Origin of the sequence: Blastococcus mobilis, assembly GCF_900188025.1 — a bacterium.
Classification (GTDB): Bacteria; Actinomycetota; Actinomycetes; order Mycobacteriales; family Geodermatophilaceae; genus Blastococcus_B; species Blastococcus_B mobilis.
Map to the genome: position 1 here is coordinate 1 of NZ_FZNO01000030.1, position 18,652 is coordinate 18,652.

General features: G+C 73.1%; 24 protein-coding genes. 11 read left to right on the plus strand and 13 right to left on the minus strand.

All coding sequences use genetic code 11. The annotated features are described in order from the left end of the window. Positions 1–64: 64 nt before the first annotated feature. From CHB94_RS20675 to CHB94_RS20685, 3 genes are read left to right on the plus strand one after another with little or no spacing between them, the layout of a single operon-like run. Positions 65–652 (plus strand): ATP-binding cassette domain-containing protein, encoded by a 588-nt coding sequence (locus tag CHB94_RS20675; protein ID WP_254920812.1) that lies wholly within the window; start codon positions 65–67, stop codon positions 650–652. Beyond that, complete coding sequence (locus tag CHB94_RS20680) at positions 649–1,452, plus strand: ABC transporter permease (RefSeq protein ID WP_217899414.1); 804 nt, start codon at positions 649–651, stop codon at positions 1,450–1,452. The genes CHB94_RS20675 and CHB94_RS20680 overlap by 4 nt, the downstream gene beginning before the upstream one ends. 5 nt (positions 1,453–1,457) lie before the next feature. Beyond that, entirely contained in the window at positions 1,458–2,096 is a 639-nt protein-coding gene (locus CHB94_RS20685; protein ID WP_217899415.1) for a TetR/AcrR family transcriptional regulator, read from the plus strand. Between the two features lie 14 nt (positions 2,097–2,110). On the opposite strand, the gene CHB94_RS20690 is transcribed toward CHB94_RS20685, so the two are convergent. Together CHB94_RS20690 and CHB94_RS20695 are read right to left on the minus strand one after the other, a co-directional pair. Further along, positions 2,111–2,977 (minus strand): alpha/beta fold hydrolase, encoded by an 867-nt coding sequence (locus CHB94_RS20690; RefSeq protein WP_089338446.1) that lies wholly within the window; start codon positions 2,975–2,977, stop codon positions 2,111–2,113. A gap of 58 nt (positions 2,978–3,035) precedes the next feature. Then, positions 3,036–3,902, minus strand: a complete 867-nt coding sequence (locus tag CHB94_RS20695; protein ID WP_089338447.1) for a thioesterase family protein — start codon at positions 3,900–3,902, stop codon at positions 3,036–3,038. Between CHB94_RS20695 and CHB94_RS20700 the strand changes: the two genes are divergently transcribed. After that, a complete protein-coding gene (locus tag CHB94_RS20700; protein ID WP_089338448.1) occupies positions 3,901–4,869 on the plus strand; it encodes an aldo/keto reductase in 969 nt (322 codons plus the stop codon). The genes CHB94_RS20695 and CHB94_RS20700 overlap by 2 nt on opposite strands. Positions 4,870–5,087: 218 nt before the next feature. Here the strand turns inward: CHB94_RS20700 and thpR are convergent, their stop codons facing one another. The 5 genes from thpR to CHB94_RS20725 all read right to left on the minus strand — a co-directional run bounded on the left by thpR (position 5,088) and on the right by CHB94_RS20725 (position 9,513). Next, positions 5,088–5,657, minus strand: coding sequence for an RNA 2',3'-cyclic phosphodiesterase (thpR, locus tag CHB94_RS20705; protein WP_089338449.1), 570 nt, complete (start codon positions 5,655–5,657; stop codon positions 5,088–5,090). After that, a complete protein-coding gene (locus CHB94_RS20710; RefSeq protein ID WP_089338450.1) occupies positions 5,654–6,040 on the minus strand; it encodes a hypothetical protein in 387 nt (128 codons plus the stop codon). Before CHB94_RS20710 ends, thpR begins: the two co-directional genes overlap by 4 nt. Before the next feature lie 66 nt (positions 6,041–6,106). Next, complete coding sequence (locus CHB94_RS20715) at positions 6,107–7,504, minus strand: MFS transporter (RefSeq protein ID WP_089338451.1); 1,398 nt, start codon at positions 7,502–7,504, stop codon at positions 6,107–6,109. Next, a complete protein-coding gene (locus CHB94_RS20720) occupies positions 7,501–7,935 on the minus strand; it encodes a MarR family winged helix-turn-helix transcriptional regulator (protein ID WP_089338452.1) in 435 nt (144 codons plus the stop codon). The genes CHB94_RS20715 and CHB94_RS20720 overlap by 4 nt, the downstream gene beginning before the upstream one ends. Before the next feature lie 39 nt (positions 7,936–7,974). Then, complete coding sequence (locus CHB94_RS20725; RefSeq protein WP_089338453.1) at positions 7,975–9,513, minus strand: NCS2 family permease; 1,539 nt, start codon at positions 9,511–9,513, stop codon at positions 7,975–7,977. Between the two features lie 133 nt (positions 9,514–9,646). Between CHB94_RS20725 and CHB94_RS20730 the strand changes: the two genes are divergently transcribed. Continuing rightward, positions 9,647–9,865, plus strand: a complete 219-nt coding sequence (locus CHB94_RS20730; RefSeq protein ID WP_089338454.1) for a DUF2530 domain-containing protein — start codon at positions 9,647–9,649, stop codon at positions 9,863–9,865. A 69-nt stretch (positions 9,866–9,934) separates the two neighbouring features. Here the strand turns inward: CHB94_RS20730 and CHB94_RS20735 are convergent, their stop codons facing one another. Further along, the gene (locus CHB94_RS20735; protein ID WP_089338455.1) at positions 9,935–10,765 is read right to left on the minus strand and encodes a DUF3027 domain-containing protein; all 831 of its coding nucleotides are present in this window, start codon (positions 10,763–10,765) and stop codon (positions 9,935–9,937) included. 72 nt (positions 10,766–10,837) lie between these two features. Between CHB94_RS20735 and CHB94_RS20740 the strand changes: the two genes are divergently transcribed. Together CHB94_RS20740 and CHB94_RS20745 are read left to right on the plus strand one after the other, a co-directional pair. Continuing rightward, on the plus strand, positions 10,838–12,367 hold the full coding sequence (locus CHB94_RS20740; RefSeq protein WP_254920813.1) for an MFS transporter: 1,530 nt from the start codon (positions 10,838–10,840) through the stop codon (positions 12,365–12,367). Continuing rightward, positions 12,364–12,846 (plus strand): DUF2771 family protein, encoded by a 483-nt coding sequence (locus CHB94_RS20745; protein WP_254920814.1) that lies wholly within the window; start codon positions 12,364–12,366, stop codon positions 12,844–12,846. Before CHB94_RS20740 ends, CHB94_RS20745 begins: the two co-directional genes overlap by 4 nt. A 35-nt stretch (positions 12,847–12,881) precedes the next feature. Here CHB94_RS20745 and CHB94_RS26985 read toward each other — a convergent pair whose 3' ends face one another. Then, a complete protein-coding gene (locus CHB94_RS26985) occupies positions 12,882–13,277 on the minus strand; it encodes a cold-shock protein (protein WP_089338485.1) in 396 nt (131 codons plus the stop codon). A gap of 150 nt (positions 13,278–13,427) precedes the next feature. Between CHB94_RS26985 and CHB94_RS20755 the strand changes: the two genes are divergently transcribed. Next, on the plus strand, positions 13,428–13,787 hold the full coding sequence (locus tag CHB94_RS20755; RefSeq protein WP_089338457.1) for a YidH family protein: 360 nt from the start codon (positions 13,428–13,430) through the stop codon (positions 13,785–13,787). Further along, complete coding sequence (locus CHB94_RS20760) at positions 13,784–14,104, plus strand: DUF202 domain-containing protein (protein ID WP_089338458.1); 321 nt, start codon at positions 13,784–13,786, stop codon at positions 14,102–14,104. The genes CHB94_RS20755 and CHB94_RS20760 overlap by 4 nt, the downstream gene beginning before the upstream one ends. 185 nt (positions 14,105–14,289) lie before the next feature. On the opposite strand, the gene CHB94_RS20765 is transcribed toward CHB94_RS20760, so the two are convergent. Then, a complete protein-coding gene (locus CHB94_RS20765; RefSeq protein WP_089338459.1) occupies positions 14,290–14,856 on the minus strand; it encodes a nucleotidyltransferase family protein in 567 nt (188 codons plus the stop codon). 77 nt (positions 14,857–14,933) lie between these two features. On the opposite strand from CHB94_RS20765, the gene CHB94_RS20770 reads away from it, so the two are divergent. Then, the gene (locus CHB94_RS20770) at positions 14,934–15,701 is read left to right on the plus strand and encodes an endonuclease/exonuclease/phosphatase family protein (RefSeq protein WP_089338460.1); all 768 of its coding nucleotides are present in this window, start codon (positions 14,934–14,936) and stop codon (positions 15,699–15,701) included. Between the two features lie 39 nt (positions 15,702–15,740). Then, entirely contained in the window at positions 15,741–16,061 is a 321-nt protein-coding gene (locus tag CHB94_RS20775; RefSeq protein WP_089338461.1) for a hypothetical protein, read from the plus strand. 67 nt (positions 16,062–16,128) lie between these two features. Here CHB94_RS20775 and CHB94_RS20780 read toward each other — a convergent pair whose 3' ends face one another. From CHB94_RS20780 to CHB94_RS20790, 3 genes are all read right to left on the minus strand, one after another. Next, a complete protein-coding gene (locus tag CHB94_RS20780; protein WP_089338462.1) occupies positions 16,129–17,781 on the minus strand; it encodes an AMP-binding protein in 1,653 nt (550 codons plus the stop codon). Then, positions 17,778–18,002: a hypothetical protein gene (locus tag CHB94_RS20785; RefSeq protein WP_089338463.1), complete on the minus strand. Its 225-nt coding sequence runs from the start codon at positions 18,000–18,002 to the stop codon at positions 17,778–17,780. Before CHB94_RS20785 ends, CHB94_RS20780 begins: the two co-directional genes overlap by 4 nt. Positions 18,003–18,100: 98 nt before the next feature. After that, positions 18,101–18,619, minus strand: coding sequence for a hypothetical protein (locus CHB94_RS20790; protein WP_089338464.1), 519 nt, complete (start codon positions 18,617–18,619; stop codon positions 18,101–18,103). Between the last annotated feature and the right edge of the window lie 33 nt (positions 18,620–18,652).

Here is an 18,652-nt window from a genome sequence, read left to right on the forward strand (position 1 = left end):
GCGGCACCGAAGGGCCGAACCTTCATCTCCTACACAGCACCGCGGTCGATCACTCAGCTACCAAGTGACCTCCCGCGCTCGTGGCACACCCCAGTCGCCGAGCGTCTACGAGGACCTGACCGTCCGGGAGAACGCCCGCTACTTCGCCTCCCTGTACGGGATGAGCGCCCGCGAGGCGGACGCCGCGCTCGCCGACGTGGGCCTCACGGATGCCGCCGGCCAGCTGGTGCGTGACCTCTCCGGCGGGCAGAAGGGCCGGGCCTCGCTGGCCTGCGCCCTCGTGGCCGCCCCCGAGGTCCTGGTCCTCGACGAGCCCACCGTGGGGCTCGACCCGGTGCTGCGGGTCGAGCTCTGGGAGCGCTTCCACGCCCTGGCCCGAGCCGGGACCACGCTGATCGTCTCCAGCCACGTGATGGACGAGGCGAGCCGGTGCGACCGGCTGCTCCTGCTCCGCGACGGCGAGCTGCTCACCGACTCCACCCCCGCGCAGCTGCGCATCGACGGCCGCTCCGACGACCTCGAGGCGGCCTTCCTCAACCTCGTCCGCGCCCGCGAGGAAGTAGGCGTGGGCGGACAGGGGCGTGAGCATCGCAGCGAGGTACGAGCGAGGAGCGGAGCGCCCCGCGGAAGCGAACAGGAGAGCCCGGCATGACCACCACGGCGACCCGCCCAACCCCGACCCCCACCCCGGCCGCCTGCCTGAGCCCCCGGCTCGTGACGGCGACCGCCGGCCGCGTGCTGCGCCAGCTGCGGCACGACCACCGCACCATCGCGATGATGCTGGTCCTGCCCAGCCTGCTGCTCGGCCTGCTCTACCTGCTCTGGAAGGACGTGCCGACGCTGCCCGGTCAGCCGGGCGTCTTCGACCGGGTCGGGCTGACGATGCTCGGCATCTTCCCCTTCGTCGTGATGTTCCTGGTCACGAGCATCGCGATGCTGCGGGAGCGCACCTCGGGCACGCTCGAGCGGCTCACCACTCCCCTGGCCCGTCTCGACCTGCTGCTCGGGTACGGCGTGGCGTTCGGCCTGATGGCCGCGCTGCAAGCCCTGGTCACCGTCACCGTGGCGACGACGGTCTACGACCTCGACGTCGCGGGCTCCATCTGGCTGGTCGTGGTCATCGCCGTCGTCGACGCGGTGCTGGGCGTGGCTCTCGGGCTGCTGGCCAGCGCGTTCGCCCGCAGCGAGTTCCAGGCCGTGCAGTTCATGCCGGTGATCGTGCTGCCGCAGTTCTTCCTCTGCGGGCTGCTGGTCCCCCGGGAGCAGATGGCCGGCTGGCTGCAGGCGATCAGCGACGTCCTCCCCCTCACCTACGCCGTCGAGGCGCTCCGGGAGGTCGGCAGGTCGGCCGCCGAGACAGGCATCATGTGGCGGGACATCGGCATCGTGGCCGGCGCCGCCCTGCTCGCCCTCGCGCTCGCGGCGGCGACCCTGCGGAGGAGGACGAGCTGAGCGCTGTGGAACCGGCTGACGCCCGCGGGGTGGCCCGTCGATCGGGCCGGCGCCCCGGCAACCCCGGCACCCGGGAGGCGGTCCTGGCCGCCGCCCGGGCAGCGTTCGCCGAGCGGGGGTTCGACGGCGCGACCATCCGGGCCATCGCCACCGCAGCCGGGGTCGACCCGGCCCTGGTCCACCACTACTTCGGGAACAAGGACAAACTCTTCCTCGCCGCGGTCGAGGCGCCGGAGGACCCCGCCGAGTTCCTTCCCGAGGTGCTCGCCGGCGGCAACGACCGGCTCGGGGAGAACGTCGTGCGGATGCTGCTGAAGGTATGGGACGGCCCCGCCCGGCCGGCTGCCCTGGCGCTGGTCCGGTCCGCCGTGGTCAACGAGTGGACCGCGAAGCTCCTGCGCGAGTTCCTGGTCTCCCAGATCCTGCGGCGCGTGGTGGGCACGCTCGGGCTCCCCGCCGCGGAGCGCGAGGCGCGGGGGTCGATGGCCGCCTCCCAGCTGATCGGCCTGGTCATGACCCGCTACGTGCTGAAGGTGGAGCCGCTCGCCTCCGCGTCGCCGGAGTCGCTGGTGGCGGCGATCGGCCCGACCGTGCAGCGCTACCTGACCGGCGACGTCGACCTGCCGGCGCAGCAGAAGCGCTGACCCGATCAGGCCGATCAGCGCCCGGCGAGGACCTCGCGCAGCCGGTCGGCGAAGGCCTCGGGCTCACCGCGCTGGCCGAACTCGCCGCCGAGGAAACCGCCGTGGTCGCCTGGGAACTCGACCACCTCCTGGCCCAGGGCCTCGGCCACCGCAGCAGAGGTCCGTCCGGTGAGCAGGTCCTGCGACTCGACCCCCGCGGCGATGACGATCCGCGTCGGCGCCGACGTCAGCGCCGCGACGTCGGGCCGGTACGCGGTGATGGCATTGGAGATTCCCGACAGCAGGGGGTCCTCGCGGGAGCCGTCGTCGTCGTCGGGGAGCCCGTACGCCGCCGGGTCCGGGGCGGACGTGGCGAAGAAGTCGTCGGAGAACTCGCCCTTCCAGGCGGTGAGGGCGATGAACGCGGCCATGCCGTGCCCCCACCCCTTGTCGTGGTAGGCGGTCTGCACATCTCGTTCGGCCGCGAAGGCCCGGTCGGCGTCCGGCAACAACCCCAGCAAGGGCGGCTCGTGGCCGACGAGCGTGGTCACGTCGTCCGGGTGGGCCGCGATCAGGGCGAGCGCGGTCACCACACCGCCGCTGCTGGCGAACATGTCCACCGGCGCACCGACCGCCTCGATGATGCGGTGCACGTCATCGGCGTTCTGCTGCGGCGCGTGGTCCGTCCGGCCGTCGAGTCGGGTGCTGCGCCCCAGGCCGCGGGGGTCGTAGGTGACGACGGTCCGGTCCGGGAAGTAGGAGGCGAGCGTGCCGAAGCCGCTGGCGTCCATGGGGGCGGCGATGAGGAACAGCGGCCGGCGACCGTCAGCCGTCGGCAGCGGACCGCGGACGTCGTAGGCGAGGGACGCCTCGGGGGTCTCGAGCGTGTGGGTGCTGGTCATGGTCGTGCAGACCGCACCCCCAGCGGAAACTCATCGCCGAGCGTCCCGGCGCCCCCGATCAGCGAGGGGCACGGGCGAGCTGCCGGCTCTGGGCGACCAGTCGTCCGGTGGAGTCCCAGATCCGGTAGTCCTCGTCCACCCAGCCACCGGAGATCTCGCTGGAGCGCGCCTCCACCAGGCACCAGCCGGGCGCGGGGAGCGCCCGGACGAGCACCTGCAGCTGCACCGTGGGCGCCCAGCCGAGGTTGCCCCTCGCGAAGCTGGTCGGGGGCAGGGCGTCGGCGAAGGTCAGCAGTGCCAGCGGATCGGGTTCGCGCCCGTCGGCGAAGCGCATCCAGGCGCGCAGCACGGGCTCCCCCGACGGCTGGCCGAACGCCCAGCCGGCGGTGGCGACGTCCAGCCGCGTGTCCACCCGCAGCGACAGCCCGGGCACCTGCACCCCCGCCGGCGCCAGGTCGCGGTGCTCGGCGACGGAGAAGCACTCCTCCACCGGCGGCACCTCGGGCATCGGGTGTGAGTACTCGGACGGCCCGGAGCCGAGGGTCGCCGTCGTCGTCTGGACGGTCAGTGCCGGCCCATCGGCGTCGGCGAGCGTGACCAGCGAGTGGGCCAGCGTCCGCCCGGACGCGCCCGGCACGACGGTGAGCGTGGCGGGACCGGCGGCCGGGGCGCGCAGATAGCTGGCCGAGAGCGCGACCGGGTGCGGATGCGGACTCTCCAGCACCGCGGCGCGGCCCACCACCGACAGCAGATACCCGCCGTTGAGGATGCCGCCGCCGACGTCCCAGCCGGGGTCCAGCTCGGCCACGAGTCCCCCACCTTCCGTCCGCCGGACGGCGGTGGCGGCGTCGAAAGCGGTCGTGGGGTGGGTGGGCGAGCAATCGTCCTGCGGCACGATGGTCAGGGTGCCAGGGTGGCTTGCCATGGAGTACACGCACCTCGGCCGCAGCGGCCTGTCGGTCTCCCGCCTCTGCCTCGGCACCATGAACTTCGGCTGGAAGACCGAGGAAGCCGACTCGCACGACATCATGGATCGCGCGCTGGACCAGGGGGTCAACTTCTTCGACACGGCCAACGTGTACGGCTTCGGCGTCGGGAAGGGTCGCACCGAGGAGGTGCTCGGCAGCTGGTTCGCCGGGGGCGGGGAGCGCCGGGACAAGACGGTGCTGGCCACCAAGGTGTACGGCTCGATGAGCGACTGGCCCAACGACACCTTCCTGTCGGCGCGGAACATCGTGCGCGCGTGCGAGGCCTCGCTGCGCCGGATGCGGACCGACTGGATCGACCTCTACCAGTTCCACCACGTCGACCTGCGGACGCCGTGGGCGGAGATCTGGCAGGCCTGCGAGACCCTCGTCGCTCAGGGCAAGGTGCTCTACGTCGGGTCCTCCAACCACGCGGCCTGGCAGATCGCCGCGGCCAACGAGACCGCTGCCCGGCGAAACTTCCAGGGGCTGATCAGCGAGCAGTCGCACTACAACCTGCTCACTCGCCACGTCGAGCTGGAGGTGCTCCCGGCCGCGGAGCACTACGGCGTGGGGATCATCCCGTGGAGCCCGCTGGCCGGTGGCCTGCTCGCGGGGGTGCTCGAGAAGTCCGACGGCGCCCGGCGCAGCGAGGAACGGAACAGGGAGCGCGTGACGAAGCACCGGCCCGCGCTGGAGGCCTACGAGGCGTTCTGCCGGGAGATCGGCCAGGCGCCTGCCGACGTCGGTGTGGCGTGGCTGCTGCACCAGCCCGCGGTGACCGCGCCGATCGTCGGGCCGCGCACCATGGAGCAGTTCGAGGGAGCCCTCACCGCCCTGGACGTGCAGCTGGACGACGAACACCTGGCCCGGCTGGACGAGATCTTCCCGGGCTACGAGCCGGCGCCGATGGAGTACGCCTGGTGAGCCCGAGCAGGTTGCCCGCCCGGTCAGAGGAAGATGCCCGCCGGCTGGCGACCGCTCAGGCCACCGCCATCTGCGGCTCGGCGGGATCGCCCTCTCGACGATCCGCCGGGTGATGGTGGGGGCGCGCCGGTCACACCTGCGGCGGCGCCAGGACGCCGACCCGGGCAGTTCTCGTCGCCGACAGGCGCGGACACCCCCTGCCGGGCGGCCACAACTACTCACTCGGCGCGAACGGCCCAGGAGGCCAGCGTCTCGTAGGTCGGCCTCGGACCCAGGTGGCTCTCCCACAGGCGGACCTCGGTCACCGGCCACGCCGGCCCGCGGTATCCGGCGAGCCGGTCGGTCAGCGCACCGTCGGCGGGCTGTCGCGGCCGCCAGCGCCCCAGGGTGAGGTGCGCCCGGAACGGCCGGTCCTCGACCGGCAGCCGCAGCGCCCGGGCGCAGGCGGCCAGTCGGGCGGCCAGCTCGGTCAGCGGGGCGACGTCGCCGTCGAGGCCGGCCCACGCCACCTGGGGACGGCGCAGCGAGCCGAACCGCCCGCCCCCGGCCAGCCGCAGGGTCATCGGGGTCGCGTCCGCGATCGCCGGCCCCGCCGCGTCCACCAGCGGCGGCACCCGCTCCTCCGGCACCGCGCCGAGGAAGAGCAGCGTGAGGTGCCACCGGTGCGGCGCGCTCCAGCGGGGTGCACCGGGGACCTCCCGCAACGGCTCCAGCGCCGCCGCGAGATCTGCCCGGGCCTGCTCCGGCGGATCGACGGCGAAGAACAGGCGGCGCCCGGACGGGCTCAGCCCCGCACCGCCAGCCCGGCGCCCTCGAGGGCGGCGAGCAGTCGCAGGCGCTCCACGTCCCGCGCCGGCCCCTCCGGGGTCGCCCGGAGCTCCTGCGGTACCTCCAGCAGCCCCGCCGCCTCGATGAGCACGTCGTCGTAGGCGGCGGCCAGTGCGCGTCGCCGGGCCATCGGCGACCCGGCAGGCACCAGGGCCACCGAGCGGGCGAGGCGGCGGACGTCGGCCGCGACGACCTGGAGCGGCCGGCAGCCGGGTGCAGGGTTGCGTGCCGCTCGTCGACGGTCAGCGATCCGGCGGACCCAGCGGACGACGGGGCCCGTCCACGCGATGAGGGCCGCGACCACGGCGACCGTGCCGCCGATCTGCAGAAGTGGGACGTGCATCTCGCCTCCCGAGCCGGGAACGGATGCCGGGGACGGTACTCCGCCGTGCGGTGCCTGGCGGAACTCTCAGCCGCCCAGGAACTGCTGTCCCGGCGCCCGCTCGGCGGCGGCCTCCTCCGCGGTCCGCACCGCAGCCGGCGGCACCCGTGCCCGCGTCCCCGGGGCCCCGACGCGCAGCCGCAGCCGGGGCGGCGCGAGGTGCCCCTCGAGCCGGACCCGCCGTCCCCGGGCCAGCCAGGCGCCGGCGCCGATCCCGGCGACGGCGCAGACCGTGCCGCCCAGGATCAGTCCCCACGGCGCGCCGAGGTGCTCGGAGATCCAGCCGATCAGCGGCGCCCCCACGGGTGTGCCGCCCATGAAGCACATGAAGTACAGCGCCATGACGCGCCCCCGCATCTGCGGGTCCACGCCCAGCTGGACGAAGCTGTTGTTCGCCACGCTGAACACCAACGCCGCCGCCCCGGTGGGCACGAGCATCACCGCGAACGAGACGTAGCCGGGCATCAGGCCCGCCAGGATCGTGAGCAGGCCGAAGACGACGGCCGAGATCACCAGGAACCGTTGCCGTGGCCGCACGCTGCGCCGGGTGGAGAGCAGCGCGCCGGTCAGGGAGCCGACGGCGAAGGTCGTCGAGAGCAGCCCGAAGGCCTCCGCCCCGAGGTCGAACTGCTCACGGGCCATCAGGGCGATGGTCACCTGGTAGTTGAAGCCGAACGTCCCCAGGACGAAGGCCAGGCCCATGGCGAGCACGAGATCGGGATGGGCCCACGTGTAACTCAGCCCGGCCCGCAGCTGTCCCTTCGCCCGGGCCACCGGCGCGCTCGGACGCAGGTCCGCGGCCCGCATCCCGGCCAGTGCCGCGATGGTGAACGCGAAGCTGGCGGCGTTGACGAAGAACGCCGGGGCGGTGTTCCCCGAGGCCGCGCCGATCAGCAGGCCCGCCACGGCGGGCCCGATCAGCCGCGCGCCGTTGAAGATGGTCGAGTTGAGGCTCACCGCGTTGGCCAGCAGGGTCGGCCCGACCATCTCGGACACGAACGCCTGCCGGACCGGCGCGTCGACCGCCGAGACCGCGCCGAGGCCGCCGGCCAGGGCGAAGACGTGCCACAACGCGACGCCGCCGGTGGCCACCAGGATCGCCAGGACCAGGGCGAGGAGCCCCATGAGCGCCTGGGTGACCAGCAGCATCCGCCGCTTGTCGTAGCGGTCGGCCAGCACGCCGCCGTACATGCTCAGCAGGAGCGTGGGGCCGAACTGCAGAGCGGTGATCAGGCCCAGTGCGACGCCGCTGTCGCCGGACAGCTGCAGCACCAGCCAGTCCTGCCCGATGCGCTGCATCCAGGTGCCGGTGAGGCTGACCAGGTTGGCCGAGGCGTAGGTGCGGAAGTTCCGGACCCGGAGCGCGCGGAACGTGCCCGTGCCCGGATCCTGGGACGCCGCCTGGTCAGTGCTCGTGCAAGTCACCCACCCGCGAGCTTCTCCATGATCCCGGCGGCCCCACGCAGCACCGCCCGCTCCTCGGCGGTCAGCTCCTGGAGGCGGCTGCTCAGCCAGGCCTCGCGCGCGCGGGCTTCCGCCGACAGCAGGTCCTCGGCCGCGGACGTCAGGCCGATGATGACCTGTCGACCGTCGGTGGGGTGGGGCGTGCGGGTGACCAGCCCCATGTTCTCCAGAGCGACGACGACGCGGGTCATCGACGGCGGCTGGACCCGCTCGTGCGCGGCCAGCTCCCCCGGGCTCATCGGGCCGTTGCGCTTGAGGGTGGACAGCGCCGCGAGATGGGTGAGCGTGACCGAGGTGTCCACCCGCTGGTTGCGCAGCCGCCGGGAGAACCGCATGACCGCCAGCCGGAGGTCGTGGGCGAGCGCCGCGGTGTCGAGCGTCGTACGGCTCACGATGCCCCGTTCACGACCCTCAGCTTAAGTCAGTGGAGCTCAGAAGATCTGCTGCAGGGGCTCCAGCGCGAAGTACACGAGGAACATCAGCGCGATGACCCACATGAGCGGGTGCACGTCCCGCGGCCGGCCGATCGCCGTGCGCAGCAGCACGAAGCTGATGACACCGGCCCCGATGCCGTTGGTGATCGAGTAGGTGAACGGCATGAGGGCGATGGTCAGGAACGCCGGGATGACCAGCGACATGTCGTCCCACACGAGGTCCCGGATCTGGGCGATCATCAGCGCGCCGACGATGACCAGCACCGGCGCCGCGGCCTCCGAGGGCACGATCTGCACCAGCGGGCTGAACAGCGTGGCGACCAGGAACAGGACGCCGGTGACGACGCTGGCCAGGCCGGTGCGGGCGCCGTCGGCGACCCCGGCGGTGCTCTCGACGTAGGTCGTGTTGGACGAGACGCTGCCCGCACCACCCGCGGCCGCCGCCAGCGAGTCGACCAGCAGCACCGGCTGCGACTTCGGCAGGTTGCGGTTCTCGTCGAGCAGGTCGGCCTCCGCACCGACGGCGGTGACCGTGCCGACGGTGTCGAAGAAGTCCGCGATCATGATCGAGAAGACGATGAGCAGGGCGGCGATGACGCCGATGCGCTCGAAACCCCCGAACAGCGAGAAGTTCCCGATCAGCGACAGGTCGGGGGCTCCGACGACGTCGTCGGGCAGCGTCGGCACCTGCAGCGCCCACCCGCGCGGGTTCTCCGCGCCGTCGGGACCGAAGCGCGGGCCGATCTCGGCGATCGCCTCCACCGCGATGGCGAACACGGTCGTGACGACGATGCCGATGAGCAGCGCCCCCCGCACCTTGCGGACGACGAGCACGCTGGTCAGCAGGAGTCCGACGACGAACGTGAGGATCGGCCAGCCGGCCAGCTGCCCACCGACGCCGAAGCTGATCAGCGGGTTGCCCGGCCGGATGATGCCGGCGTCGGCCAGACCGATGATCGTGAGGAAGAAGCCGATGCCGACGGCGATGGCGGTCTTGAGCTGCGGCGGGATGGCCTCGAAGACGGCGCGCCGGAACCCGGTCAGCACCAGCACCGTGATGAGCAGGCCCTCGAGCACGACGAGGCCCATGATCTCGGGCCAGGAGAGCTGGGTGGCGGCGAAGACCGCGACGATGGCGTTGATGCCCAGGCCGGTGGCCAGGGCGAAGGGGTACCGACCGACGATGCCCATCAGAACGGTCATCACGCCGGCGATCAGGGCTGTCACGGCGGCGACGGACGCGAACGGCAGGCTGTTCCCGTCGACGTCGGCCCCGGACAGGATGATCGGGTTGAGGACCACGATGTAGGCCATCGTGAAGAAGGTGGTCAGTCCGCCACGCAGCTCCCGGCCCACGGTGGAGCGCCGGGCGCTGATCTCGAAGTAGCGGTCGAGCCCGTTCCTCGGCCGTACCTTCGGCCCGTCGCTGCGACGGGCGGCACCCTGACCGCCGGGGACCACCTCAGCCGGCGTCCCGCTGTCGCCGTGGGCACTCGCTCCGGTGGATCCCGGGACGGGACGGGACTTCTCGGGCATGCGGACTCCCCGGGACGGGCGGTTGCTGGCGACGAGCGGCGACAGCGTGCCACATGATCGTTCCAGCCACGCCTCTCGCCCTGTCACGACGGCCCGGATGGGCTCGCGCTCGCACGAGTCCTAGGGTCGCACCGTGCCCGGACCCACGAAGCAGGCCCCGCCGCCGCTGCAGGTGGACACCGCCCGCGTGGTGGTGGTGGGGATCGGGCTCTGGGCCGTGGCCCTCGCCGTCCTGCTGTTCCTGGGCGACCGGGTGGACCGGATGTGGACCTGGACCTGTGTCGCGGCGATCGTCCTCGGCACACTCGGCCTCTGGATCATGAAGCTGCAGGGCCAGCTGCCCCGCAGGTGAGGTGATGGAACGGTCGCCCTTCAGGGACCCGCGCCGAGCGCACGAGGCGTGGGGGGAAGGGTGGTCCTTCTACAGGACGTCGAAGCCGCCGGTGTCGTAGCGCGCGGTCCGCACCACCTCGGTGGCCTCCTCGACGACGAGGGTCGCCTGGCTGTGGGCGCCACAGCCGTAGTCGGCGGTGACCACACGGCCGTCGGCGGGTGCGTAGGCGTTGCCGCAGGCCCCCACCATCTGCCGCAGCGAGCCGGCCAGCGGCAGGTAGAAACCGCAGGTCGCGCACGGGCCGGGCGCCTGACGGGCCATCGGGGACCCGGGCCCGAACTCGCCGGCCGACCAGCGGCCGACGGCCTCGCTGCGGCCCTCCGCCGACATGACCCGTTCGCGGCCCAGCCCGAGCTCCTCGGCGACGACGCGGCCCTCGGGATCCTCGGCGGAGTCGTCCTCCACCAGGTACGCCGGGGCCAGGCGCGCGTCGTCCTCGGTGGAGGGCAGCACGTCCCCGACGGAGAGGTCGCCGGGCAGCAGCCGCTCGTGCCACGGCACCCAGGCGGGCGCCAGCAGGGCCGAGTCGCCGGGAAGCAGGACGACCTCGTCGACGGTCACGGTCTCCTCGCCCGGTACGCGGGCGACCGTGACCGCCCAGTGCCAGCCGACGTAGCCGGGCAGCCGGCTGGCGAACGTGTGGGTCAGCACCTCGCCGAGGGCTGTGCCGTCGAAGTCCCGCCCACCCCACTCGCCGTCCTCCGGCGCCATCGGCTCCGGGGTGGCGCCGAGGTGGTCGCCGACGAGGGCGGCATCACCGGCGGTCTCGACGGCGGCGGCGCGGGCCTGCTCGACCGCGGCGGCCAGGACATCGGCGGGCACGGCATCGGACCGGGAAGGGGCGGAGGACTCGGTCACCCGCTCATTGTCCCTGACGCGTCCACCTCCGCGGCCGACCACCCGTCCCGCTCCGTGCGGCACGATGGGGCGGTGCCTGCGTCCCGTCGTCCGCCCGGCGCAGGCCGCCGTGTGCGCCCGGCGGGCCGCACCGGTCCGGCCCGGCCGGACGCCGAGACCACGCCCCTGGACGTGCCCCGGCCGGCGACCCGTCCCATGCCCTCGGTCGCGGACCGGCCGACGACGGCGCTCCCCGGTCCGGCGGCCCCGGCGAAGCTGACCGTGACCCGGGTGGCCGCCGCCCGTTCGCGTGAGCTGACCGCTGCCGCGGCCCGACGGGTGCGCGCGGCCAGCCGTGCCGACGGCGCCGGCGAGAGCGGGCTGACCCAGCTGCTGTGGGTCAACGCGCTGCACATGGCCGGCGACGCCATGATCGCCGTCTCCCTGGCCGGCACGCTCTTCTTCGCCGCCACGACCGATGCGCAGCGGGGCAACGTCGCCCTCTACCTGCTGGTGACCATGGCGCCGTTCGCCGTCCTCGCCCCCGTCATCGGACCCGCGCTGGACCGCCTGCAGCGGGGACGGCGCTGGGCGATGGCGGCCAGTCACCTCGGCCGCGCCGCGCTCGCCGTGGTGATGGTGTGGCACTTCGACGACTTCTGGCTGTACCCGGCGGCACTGGGCGTGCTGGTGCTGTCCAAGTCGCACAACGTGCTGCGTGCGGCCGTCGTCCCCCGGGTGCTCCCCTCCGCCATGTCGCTCACCTCGGCCAATGCGCGGCTGTCGGTCTTCGGGCTGGTGACGGCAGGGATCGCCGGTGGGCTCGCCGCCGGCATCGCGGCGGTGCTGGGCTTCGACTGGGAACTGTGGGCGACCGCGGCGGTCTTCGTGGTCGCCGGGGTGCTCGCCATGCGGCTGCCCCCGCACGTCGACGTCCCGGCCGGCGAACAGCCCGCCGACGTCCTCACGGCCGCGGGGATCCCGGTCGGCAGCCGCCGGCGGCGGGTGAGCCCGCACGTCGTCCTCGCGCTGCGCGCCAACGCGGCGCTGCGCGGGCTCGGTGGCTTCCTCACCATCTTCAGCGCGTTCCTGGTGCAGGCCACCTACGACGACGGCTGGACGGCGACCCTCGCACTCGGGGCGATCGCAGCGGCCGCGGGGCTCGGCAGCTTCGCCGGCACCGCCGTCGGGTCGCGCATGCACGCGGCGGCGCCCGACCGCCTGGTTCTCATCTCGGCCGCCTCCGCGGCGGCCATCACCCTGCTGGCCGCGCTGTTCTACAGCTTCGCGATGGCGGCCGTGGTGGCCGGCGTGGCCGCCGTGACCAACGCCCTGGGCAAGTCGGCGCTCGACGCGATCATCCAGCGCGAGGTGCCCGACAACCTGCGCGCCTCGGCGTTCGCCCGCTCGGAGACGTGGCTGCAGATGGCATGGGTGGTCGGCGGTGCGCTCGGCATCGCACTGCCCCCGACCGGCTGGCTGGGTTTCACCGTCGCGGCGGCGCTGCTGGGCCTGGCCGTCGGGCTCATCGTGTGGAGCCTCTACCGCGGCGGTCGGTCGCCGCGTCCGGCGCCGGCCACCTCCGAGGCGCCCACGAGCCCTGTGCGACCGTCGTGGTCGTGAGGAAGTCCGCCGCCGTCCTGCTGCCGCTCGTCCTGGCCGGTTGCGGCGGCGGGGAGCCCGCCGGGCCGCCGGGCGTCTCGGTCGAGGTGGGCGCGCAGGAGCTCGACGTGCGCCCGGTGCAGTACTGCCTCGACGGCGAGGGCCAGCGCTACGAGACCGCCCCGCCGATCCTCGAGGTCTCCCCCGGCGCCGCGATCAGCCTGACGGTGCCGGAGGCCGTGGCGGAGCGCGGCTGGAGCGTGCAGGTCTTCGACGAGCAGCTCGAGGAGATCATCGGCGAGGTGGACGTTCCCGCGGGCGAACGGGTCTTCGACGAGATCACCACCGACGACGTCGTCCCGCCGGCCTTCTACCTCGTGGTCGTGGAGGACAAGGGCGGCGACTGCGGGGAATTCTCCGGCGCCTGGCCGGTCGGTTTCCTGCGCGCCGGCGGCGACCTCGGCGGGACGCCGTCCTCCAGCGCCCCGCCGGCGGGGTAAGGCCCCCTCACGGGGTGCGGAGGGCGGGTCCTTCTTCAGCTCTCCAGGTCGGTGGCGACGGCGCGCAGCACCGAGGCCACCTTGCGGGACTCCGCACGGTCGGGATGCCGGCCGTGGCGCAGCCCCTCGCCGACGTCGTCGAGGAGCTTGATCAGGTCCTCGATGATCGGGACCAGCTCGTCGGGCTTCTTCCGGCTCTTCGCTGCGACGGTGGCTGCCACCGACGGCAACGGGTCGAGGATGCGCACCTGCAGCGCCTGGTCACCCCGGCGCCCCGCGACGATGCCGAATTCCACCCGCTGACCGGGCTTCAGCTCCGACGTCCCAGCCGGTAGGGCGTCCTTGTGCACGAAGACGTCCGGGCCGTCCTCGCGCGCGAGGAAGCCGAAACCCTTCTCCGGGTTGAACCACTTGACCTTGCCGGTGGGCACGTTGATCCCTCGGTTGCTCGGTTCCGGGTCCGGCACGCAGGCCGGGGGGACGACGGCGGCGCGAGGCCGCTCGCCGACAGGTTAGCCGCCCGACCCTCGACAGGGACCTGCCGTTCCGCCCTGGCGTCGTCCTCGCCCTAGCCTGGCTCCGTGCCCCCATCCCCGGACAGCACGACGCACCCTGACTACCGGTTCACCCTCGCCAACGAACGCACCCTGCTCGCCTGGCTGCGTACCGGGCTGGCACTCGTGGCCGGCGGGGTCGCCGTGGCGACCTACGCCCCCGACCTCGGCGTCCGGTGGGGCAGCGCGGCGGTGGCGCTGGGCCTGGTGCTGGTCGGGCTCGGCACCGCCCTGGCCGGCTACCGCCGCTGGCGGGCCAACGAGGACGCCATCACCGCGGGCCGGCCACTGCCCGCCAACTGGATGATGCCGACGATCGCCGCGGCCGTCGCCGCCGTGATCGTGGTGGTGGCCGTTCTGGTCGGCGTCGAGGTCCTGGGCCGATGACGCCGCCCGTCGAGACACAGCCGGAGCGGACGGCGCTGGCCTGGCAGCGCACCGGACTGGGCGTCCTGGCCGTGGCCGGGCTACTCGGGCACGACGCGGTACGGCAGGGGGAGCCGGTGCGGCTGGTCGTCGCAGGGGTCGCGGCCCTGCTCGGGCTCGGCGTGCTGGGAGCTCTCGCGCCCGTGCGCTACCGCGACGTACGCCGACGCGTGGCAGCGGGAACCGGCATGGGCGCGCCACGGCTGGTCGCCTCCGTGACCGCGACGGTGGTGCTCGTGGCAGTCGTGGCGGCCGTCGCCGTGCTCACGCCCCGTTGACCGGACCCGACCTCGGCGATGACGTTCCGACGAGTACGGCGTCGGACACGATCCGCCCGGAGCCAACCGTCGATTCGCCCGCTTCGCCGGCCCCTGCTCGCCGAGGGTGTCCCTGAGGGCAGCGCTCATGGACGGCTTCCACGCCGAGCGGCCCCGGCGGGGGATCGTTCAGGAGCTGGGAGTGATCACGTGGCGCCGGCGCGGGGCACCACGTCGAGCCGGTCCAGCAGCTCCAGGAAGACCGCGGCGAACGGATTGTCGGCGACGGCCCGCCGCACCTCCGCCCAGTCGACCTGCTCGCGCAGCGCCCGCGCGACCGGCAGCTCCCGGGAGAAGTCGCAGTAGTGCTCGTCGAGCGCCATCAGCTTGGTCACGACGATGTCGGTCGCCGTCAGGACCGGCATGAGCACCGACAGGACCGGAAGGTTCTCCGCCCGGTCGATCAGGTCGGTCTCCACGGGATGACCGCAGGTCCGCCACAGGACGTCGACGATGGACGTCCCGCTGACGACCTTGGTCAGCCAGTCCTCGGGCGGGTCCTGGATCTCGAGCCCCGCATCGGCCAGCACCTTCACGGCCCGCTCCGACTCCGCCTCCGGAACCAGGAAGTCGGCGTCGTGGTGGGGCTCCGGGGCGCCGCGGACCCACGCCGCATAGCCGCCGCACAGGGCGAACGGCACATCGCTCTGCTTGAGTGCGACGGCGGTCCGCTTCAGGAGGTCCCGGATCTCTTCCCGCTCCGATGGCTGCACGCCGGTCCTGCTACCCGTCTCCACCCGGCGCACGCACGGGAGCGGTAGAACCGGCGCGCTCGGGGCACAGGTTCCCCGTGCGCATCGCCACCTTCAACATCCTGCACGGGCGCTCGCTGGACGACGGCCGCGTCGATGTCGACCGCCTGTCCGCCGCCGTCAAGACGCTGGACGCCGACGTCCTCGGCCTCCAGGAGGTCGACCGGGACCAGCCCCGGTCGCTCGGCGCCGACCTCACCGCGGTGGCTGCGGAGGCGATGGGCGCCGTCGACTCCCAGTTCGTGGCCGCCCTGTCCGGGACCCCGGGCGGGACCTGGATGGCCGCGACGGGTGACGAGCAGCCCGGCTCGGCCAGCTACGGCGTCGCGCTCCTGTCCCGGTTCCCGGTGGTGTCCTGGCGGGTCGTGCGGCTGCCCCCGCTGCGGGTGAGCGTGCCGCTGTGGTCACCGATCACCGGGCGTCCCTTCCTGGCGCGGGACGAGCCACGGGTGGCGATCGCCGCCGTCCTGGAGGGGCCTTTCGGACAGTTCACCGTCTGCAACACCCACCTGTCGTTCATCCCCGGGTGGAACAGCTCCCAGTTGCGCCGGTTGGTGCGCTCGCTGACCGGAACGCGGGAGCCGCTCGCGCTGATCGGGGACCTCAACATGCAGAAGTCACAGGCGGCCCGGGTCAGCGGACTCCGCCCGATCGCGTCCGCGGTCACGTTCCCCGCGCACCGGCCGCATCGCCAGCTGGACCATGTGCTGGTCCGCGGCGGACTGGCGGCCACCGGTCCGGCCGAGGCGGTCCAGTTGCCGCTGTCGGACCACCGCGCCCTCGTCGTCCCCTGCGGGCCGGTCTGACGACTCGCGGTCCGCGCGCGGCTACGCCACGATTCGATCATGGTCACCGCCGGCGCAGCGCGCGTCCTCACACTCCTCGCCACGATCGTCCGCGTCGTCTGCTCGATCATCGCGGGGCTGATCGTCATCCACGCGGTGTTCGTACTGTTCGAGGCCAACCCGGCCAACCTGCTCGTCGAGTTCACCGCCGGCGTGCGGGACACCTTCGGCTGGTTCACCAAAAACCTGTTCGCGCCGTCGGACCCGAAGATCGCCGAGGCCATCAACGACGGTCTCGCCGCGCTCATCTGGGTGGTCGTGGGCAGCCTGGTCTCCAAGCTGCTCGTCCGCGCGGCGCCCGCCTCGAAGGCCAAGGCCTGATAGGCCCCCTGCGGGGTCCCGCCGCGAGCCTGCGAGGGGTGGGGGGCAGGGGGTCCTTCGACCTTCGTCAGGCGTTGCGGACGGCGGCCGCGGACTGGAGGCCGAGCTCCTCGACCGACACCTGCCGCATCTCGACCTTGCGGATCTTGCCGGTGACCGTCATGGGGAACTCGTCGACGACCTTGACGTAGCGCGGCACCTTGTAGTGGGCGAGCTTGCCGGCGCAGAACTCCCGCAACCCCTCGGCGGTCAGCGGCTCGGCGCCCTCGCGCAGCCGCACCCAGGCCATGAGCTCCTCGCCGAACCGCTCGTCCGGCACGCCGATCACCTGGGCGTCGACGATGTCGGGGTGGGTGTAGAGGAACTCCTCGATCTCCCGCGGGTACACGTTCTCCCCACCGCGGATGACCATGTCCTTGATCCGCCCGACGATGTTCAGGTAGCCCTCACCGTCCATCACCGCGAGGTCGCCGGTGTGCATCCAGCGGGCCGCGTCGATGACCTCGGCCGTCTTGTCCGGTTCGTTCCAGTAGCCGAGCATCACCGAGTAGCCGCGGGTGCAGAACTCCCCGGGCTCCCCCCGCGGCACGGTCAGCCCGGTCGCGGGGTCGACGACCTTCACCTCGAGGTGGGGATGGACGCGGCCGACGGTGGAGGTCCGCCGGTCGAGGTCGTCGTCGGCGCCGGTCTGCGTGGACACCGGTGAGGTCTCGGTCATCCCGTAGCAGATGGTGACCTCGGTCATCCCCATGTCGCTGACCACCCGCTTCATGACCTCCACCGGGCACGGCGAGCCGGCCATGATGCCGGTGCGCAGGCTGGAGAGGTCGTAGTCGGCGAAGTCGGGCAGCCCCAGCTCGGCGATGAACATCGTGGGGACGCCGTACAGCGAGGTGCAGCGCTCGTCCTGCACCGCCTGAAGCGTCAGCGCCGGGTCGAAGCCGGGTGCCGGGATGACCATCGTCGCCCCGTGCGAGGTGGCCGCCAGGTTGCCCATCCCCATGCCGAAGCAGTGGTAGTAGGGCACCGGGATGCAGATCCGGTCGGCCTCGCTGTAGCCGCAGCCCTCCCCCACGAAGAACCCGTTGTTGAGCAGGTTGTGGTGGGTGAGCGTGGCGCCCTTCGGAAAGCCGGTCGTCCCCGACGTGTACTGGATGTTGATCGGGTCGTCGGCGGACAGCTCGCTCTCCCGGCGGACCAGCAGCTCCCGGTCGCCGGCGCGGCCGGTGGCCAGCAGCTGCTCCCACTCGGAGTCACCGAGGAAGAGCACCTCCCGCAGCTCCGGGCAATCCCCGCGGACCTCGGCCACCATCGCCCGGTAGTCGCTGGTCTTGAACTCCGGCGCCGCGACCAGGACCGAGATCCCGGCCTGCTTCAGCACGTAGGCCAGCTCGTGGGTCCGGTACGCCGGGTTGATGTTGACCAGGATCGCGCCGAGCTTCGCCGTCCCGTACTGGACGAACACCCACTCGGCGCAGTTCGGCGCCCAGATCCCCACCCGATCGCCCTTCCGGACGCCGAGGGCGTCCAGGCCCAGCGCGCAGGCATCGACCTCGGCGACCAGCCCGGGATAGCTGAACCGGCGCCCCGTCGCGCACTCGACCAGCGCCTCGTGGTCGCCCACCCGCGCTGCCGTCCGATCGAGGTTGGCCCCGATCGTGTCGCCCAGCAGCGGAACCGTCGAGGTCCCGCTGCTGTAGGACGGCAGCGCGGGGCTCATCGCCGGTTCTCCGGCAGTTGCACGCCGGCCCGGTTGGGCTTGTCGGTCGGGTGCGCGTACCGGAGGCTCTCGACCGGGAGCGGGAAGCTGTGGTCCTCACCGAAGGGCGAGAGCGGCCCGGCGGACACGCTGGTCAGCTCGGTCAGCGGCGGGCCGCCGTCATCGGACTGCCCCCAGGTGGGCTCCACCAGGTGCGCGTGCTTCTCGTTGCGCTTCGCCATGTCGTCTCCGTGTCCAGGTGCACCGTTCGGTGCACGTCGGGGGCATTCTCGCGGACGCCATACCCGGCGCGCACGCACTCTCCCCTCCCGGCCGGTCGTCACCGGCTGACCCGCGCGCCGAACAGCGTGGGCAGGCCGTCGGCGGTGAGGACCCACTGGGAGCCGCCCACGGGCGCCGCGAGGATCTCCGCACCGTCGAGCGCCTGGATCGACCGGGTCCGCCAGACCGCGGTGCTCAGCAGCCGCAGGCGCACGCGCTCCTGGTGGGGGTCGAGCTCGTCGTAGCCGAACGGCTCGAACGCGATGATCGCCGGGCCGGCGATCCGCAGCCGCCCGGGCTGCCAGGGCGTGGTGGCCAGCGCTCGGCGCCAGCGGTAGGTGCGCAGCAGTGCCCCGGCGCCGGCGACGACGCCGACCACGCCGACGAGCACGAGGACGATGACGACCAGCCCCAGGAGCGGGACGCGCCGTCCGGTGCCGGCGAGGGTGACGGCGGCCATGCCCAACAGCACCCCGAGGACGACGGCGATGACGCCTCCGCCGAGCCAGCGGAGGGCGCCGGCCTGGTGGGCGGCCAGGGCCGTGCGGGTGTGGGGGTCCTCCCCTGCCGGTGGCACCTGGTCATGCTGCCAGGAGCACCCGTTCGCGGA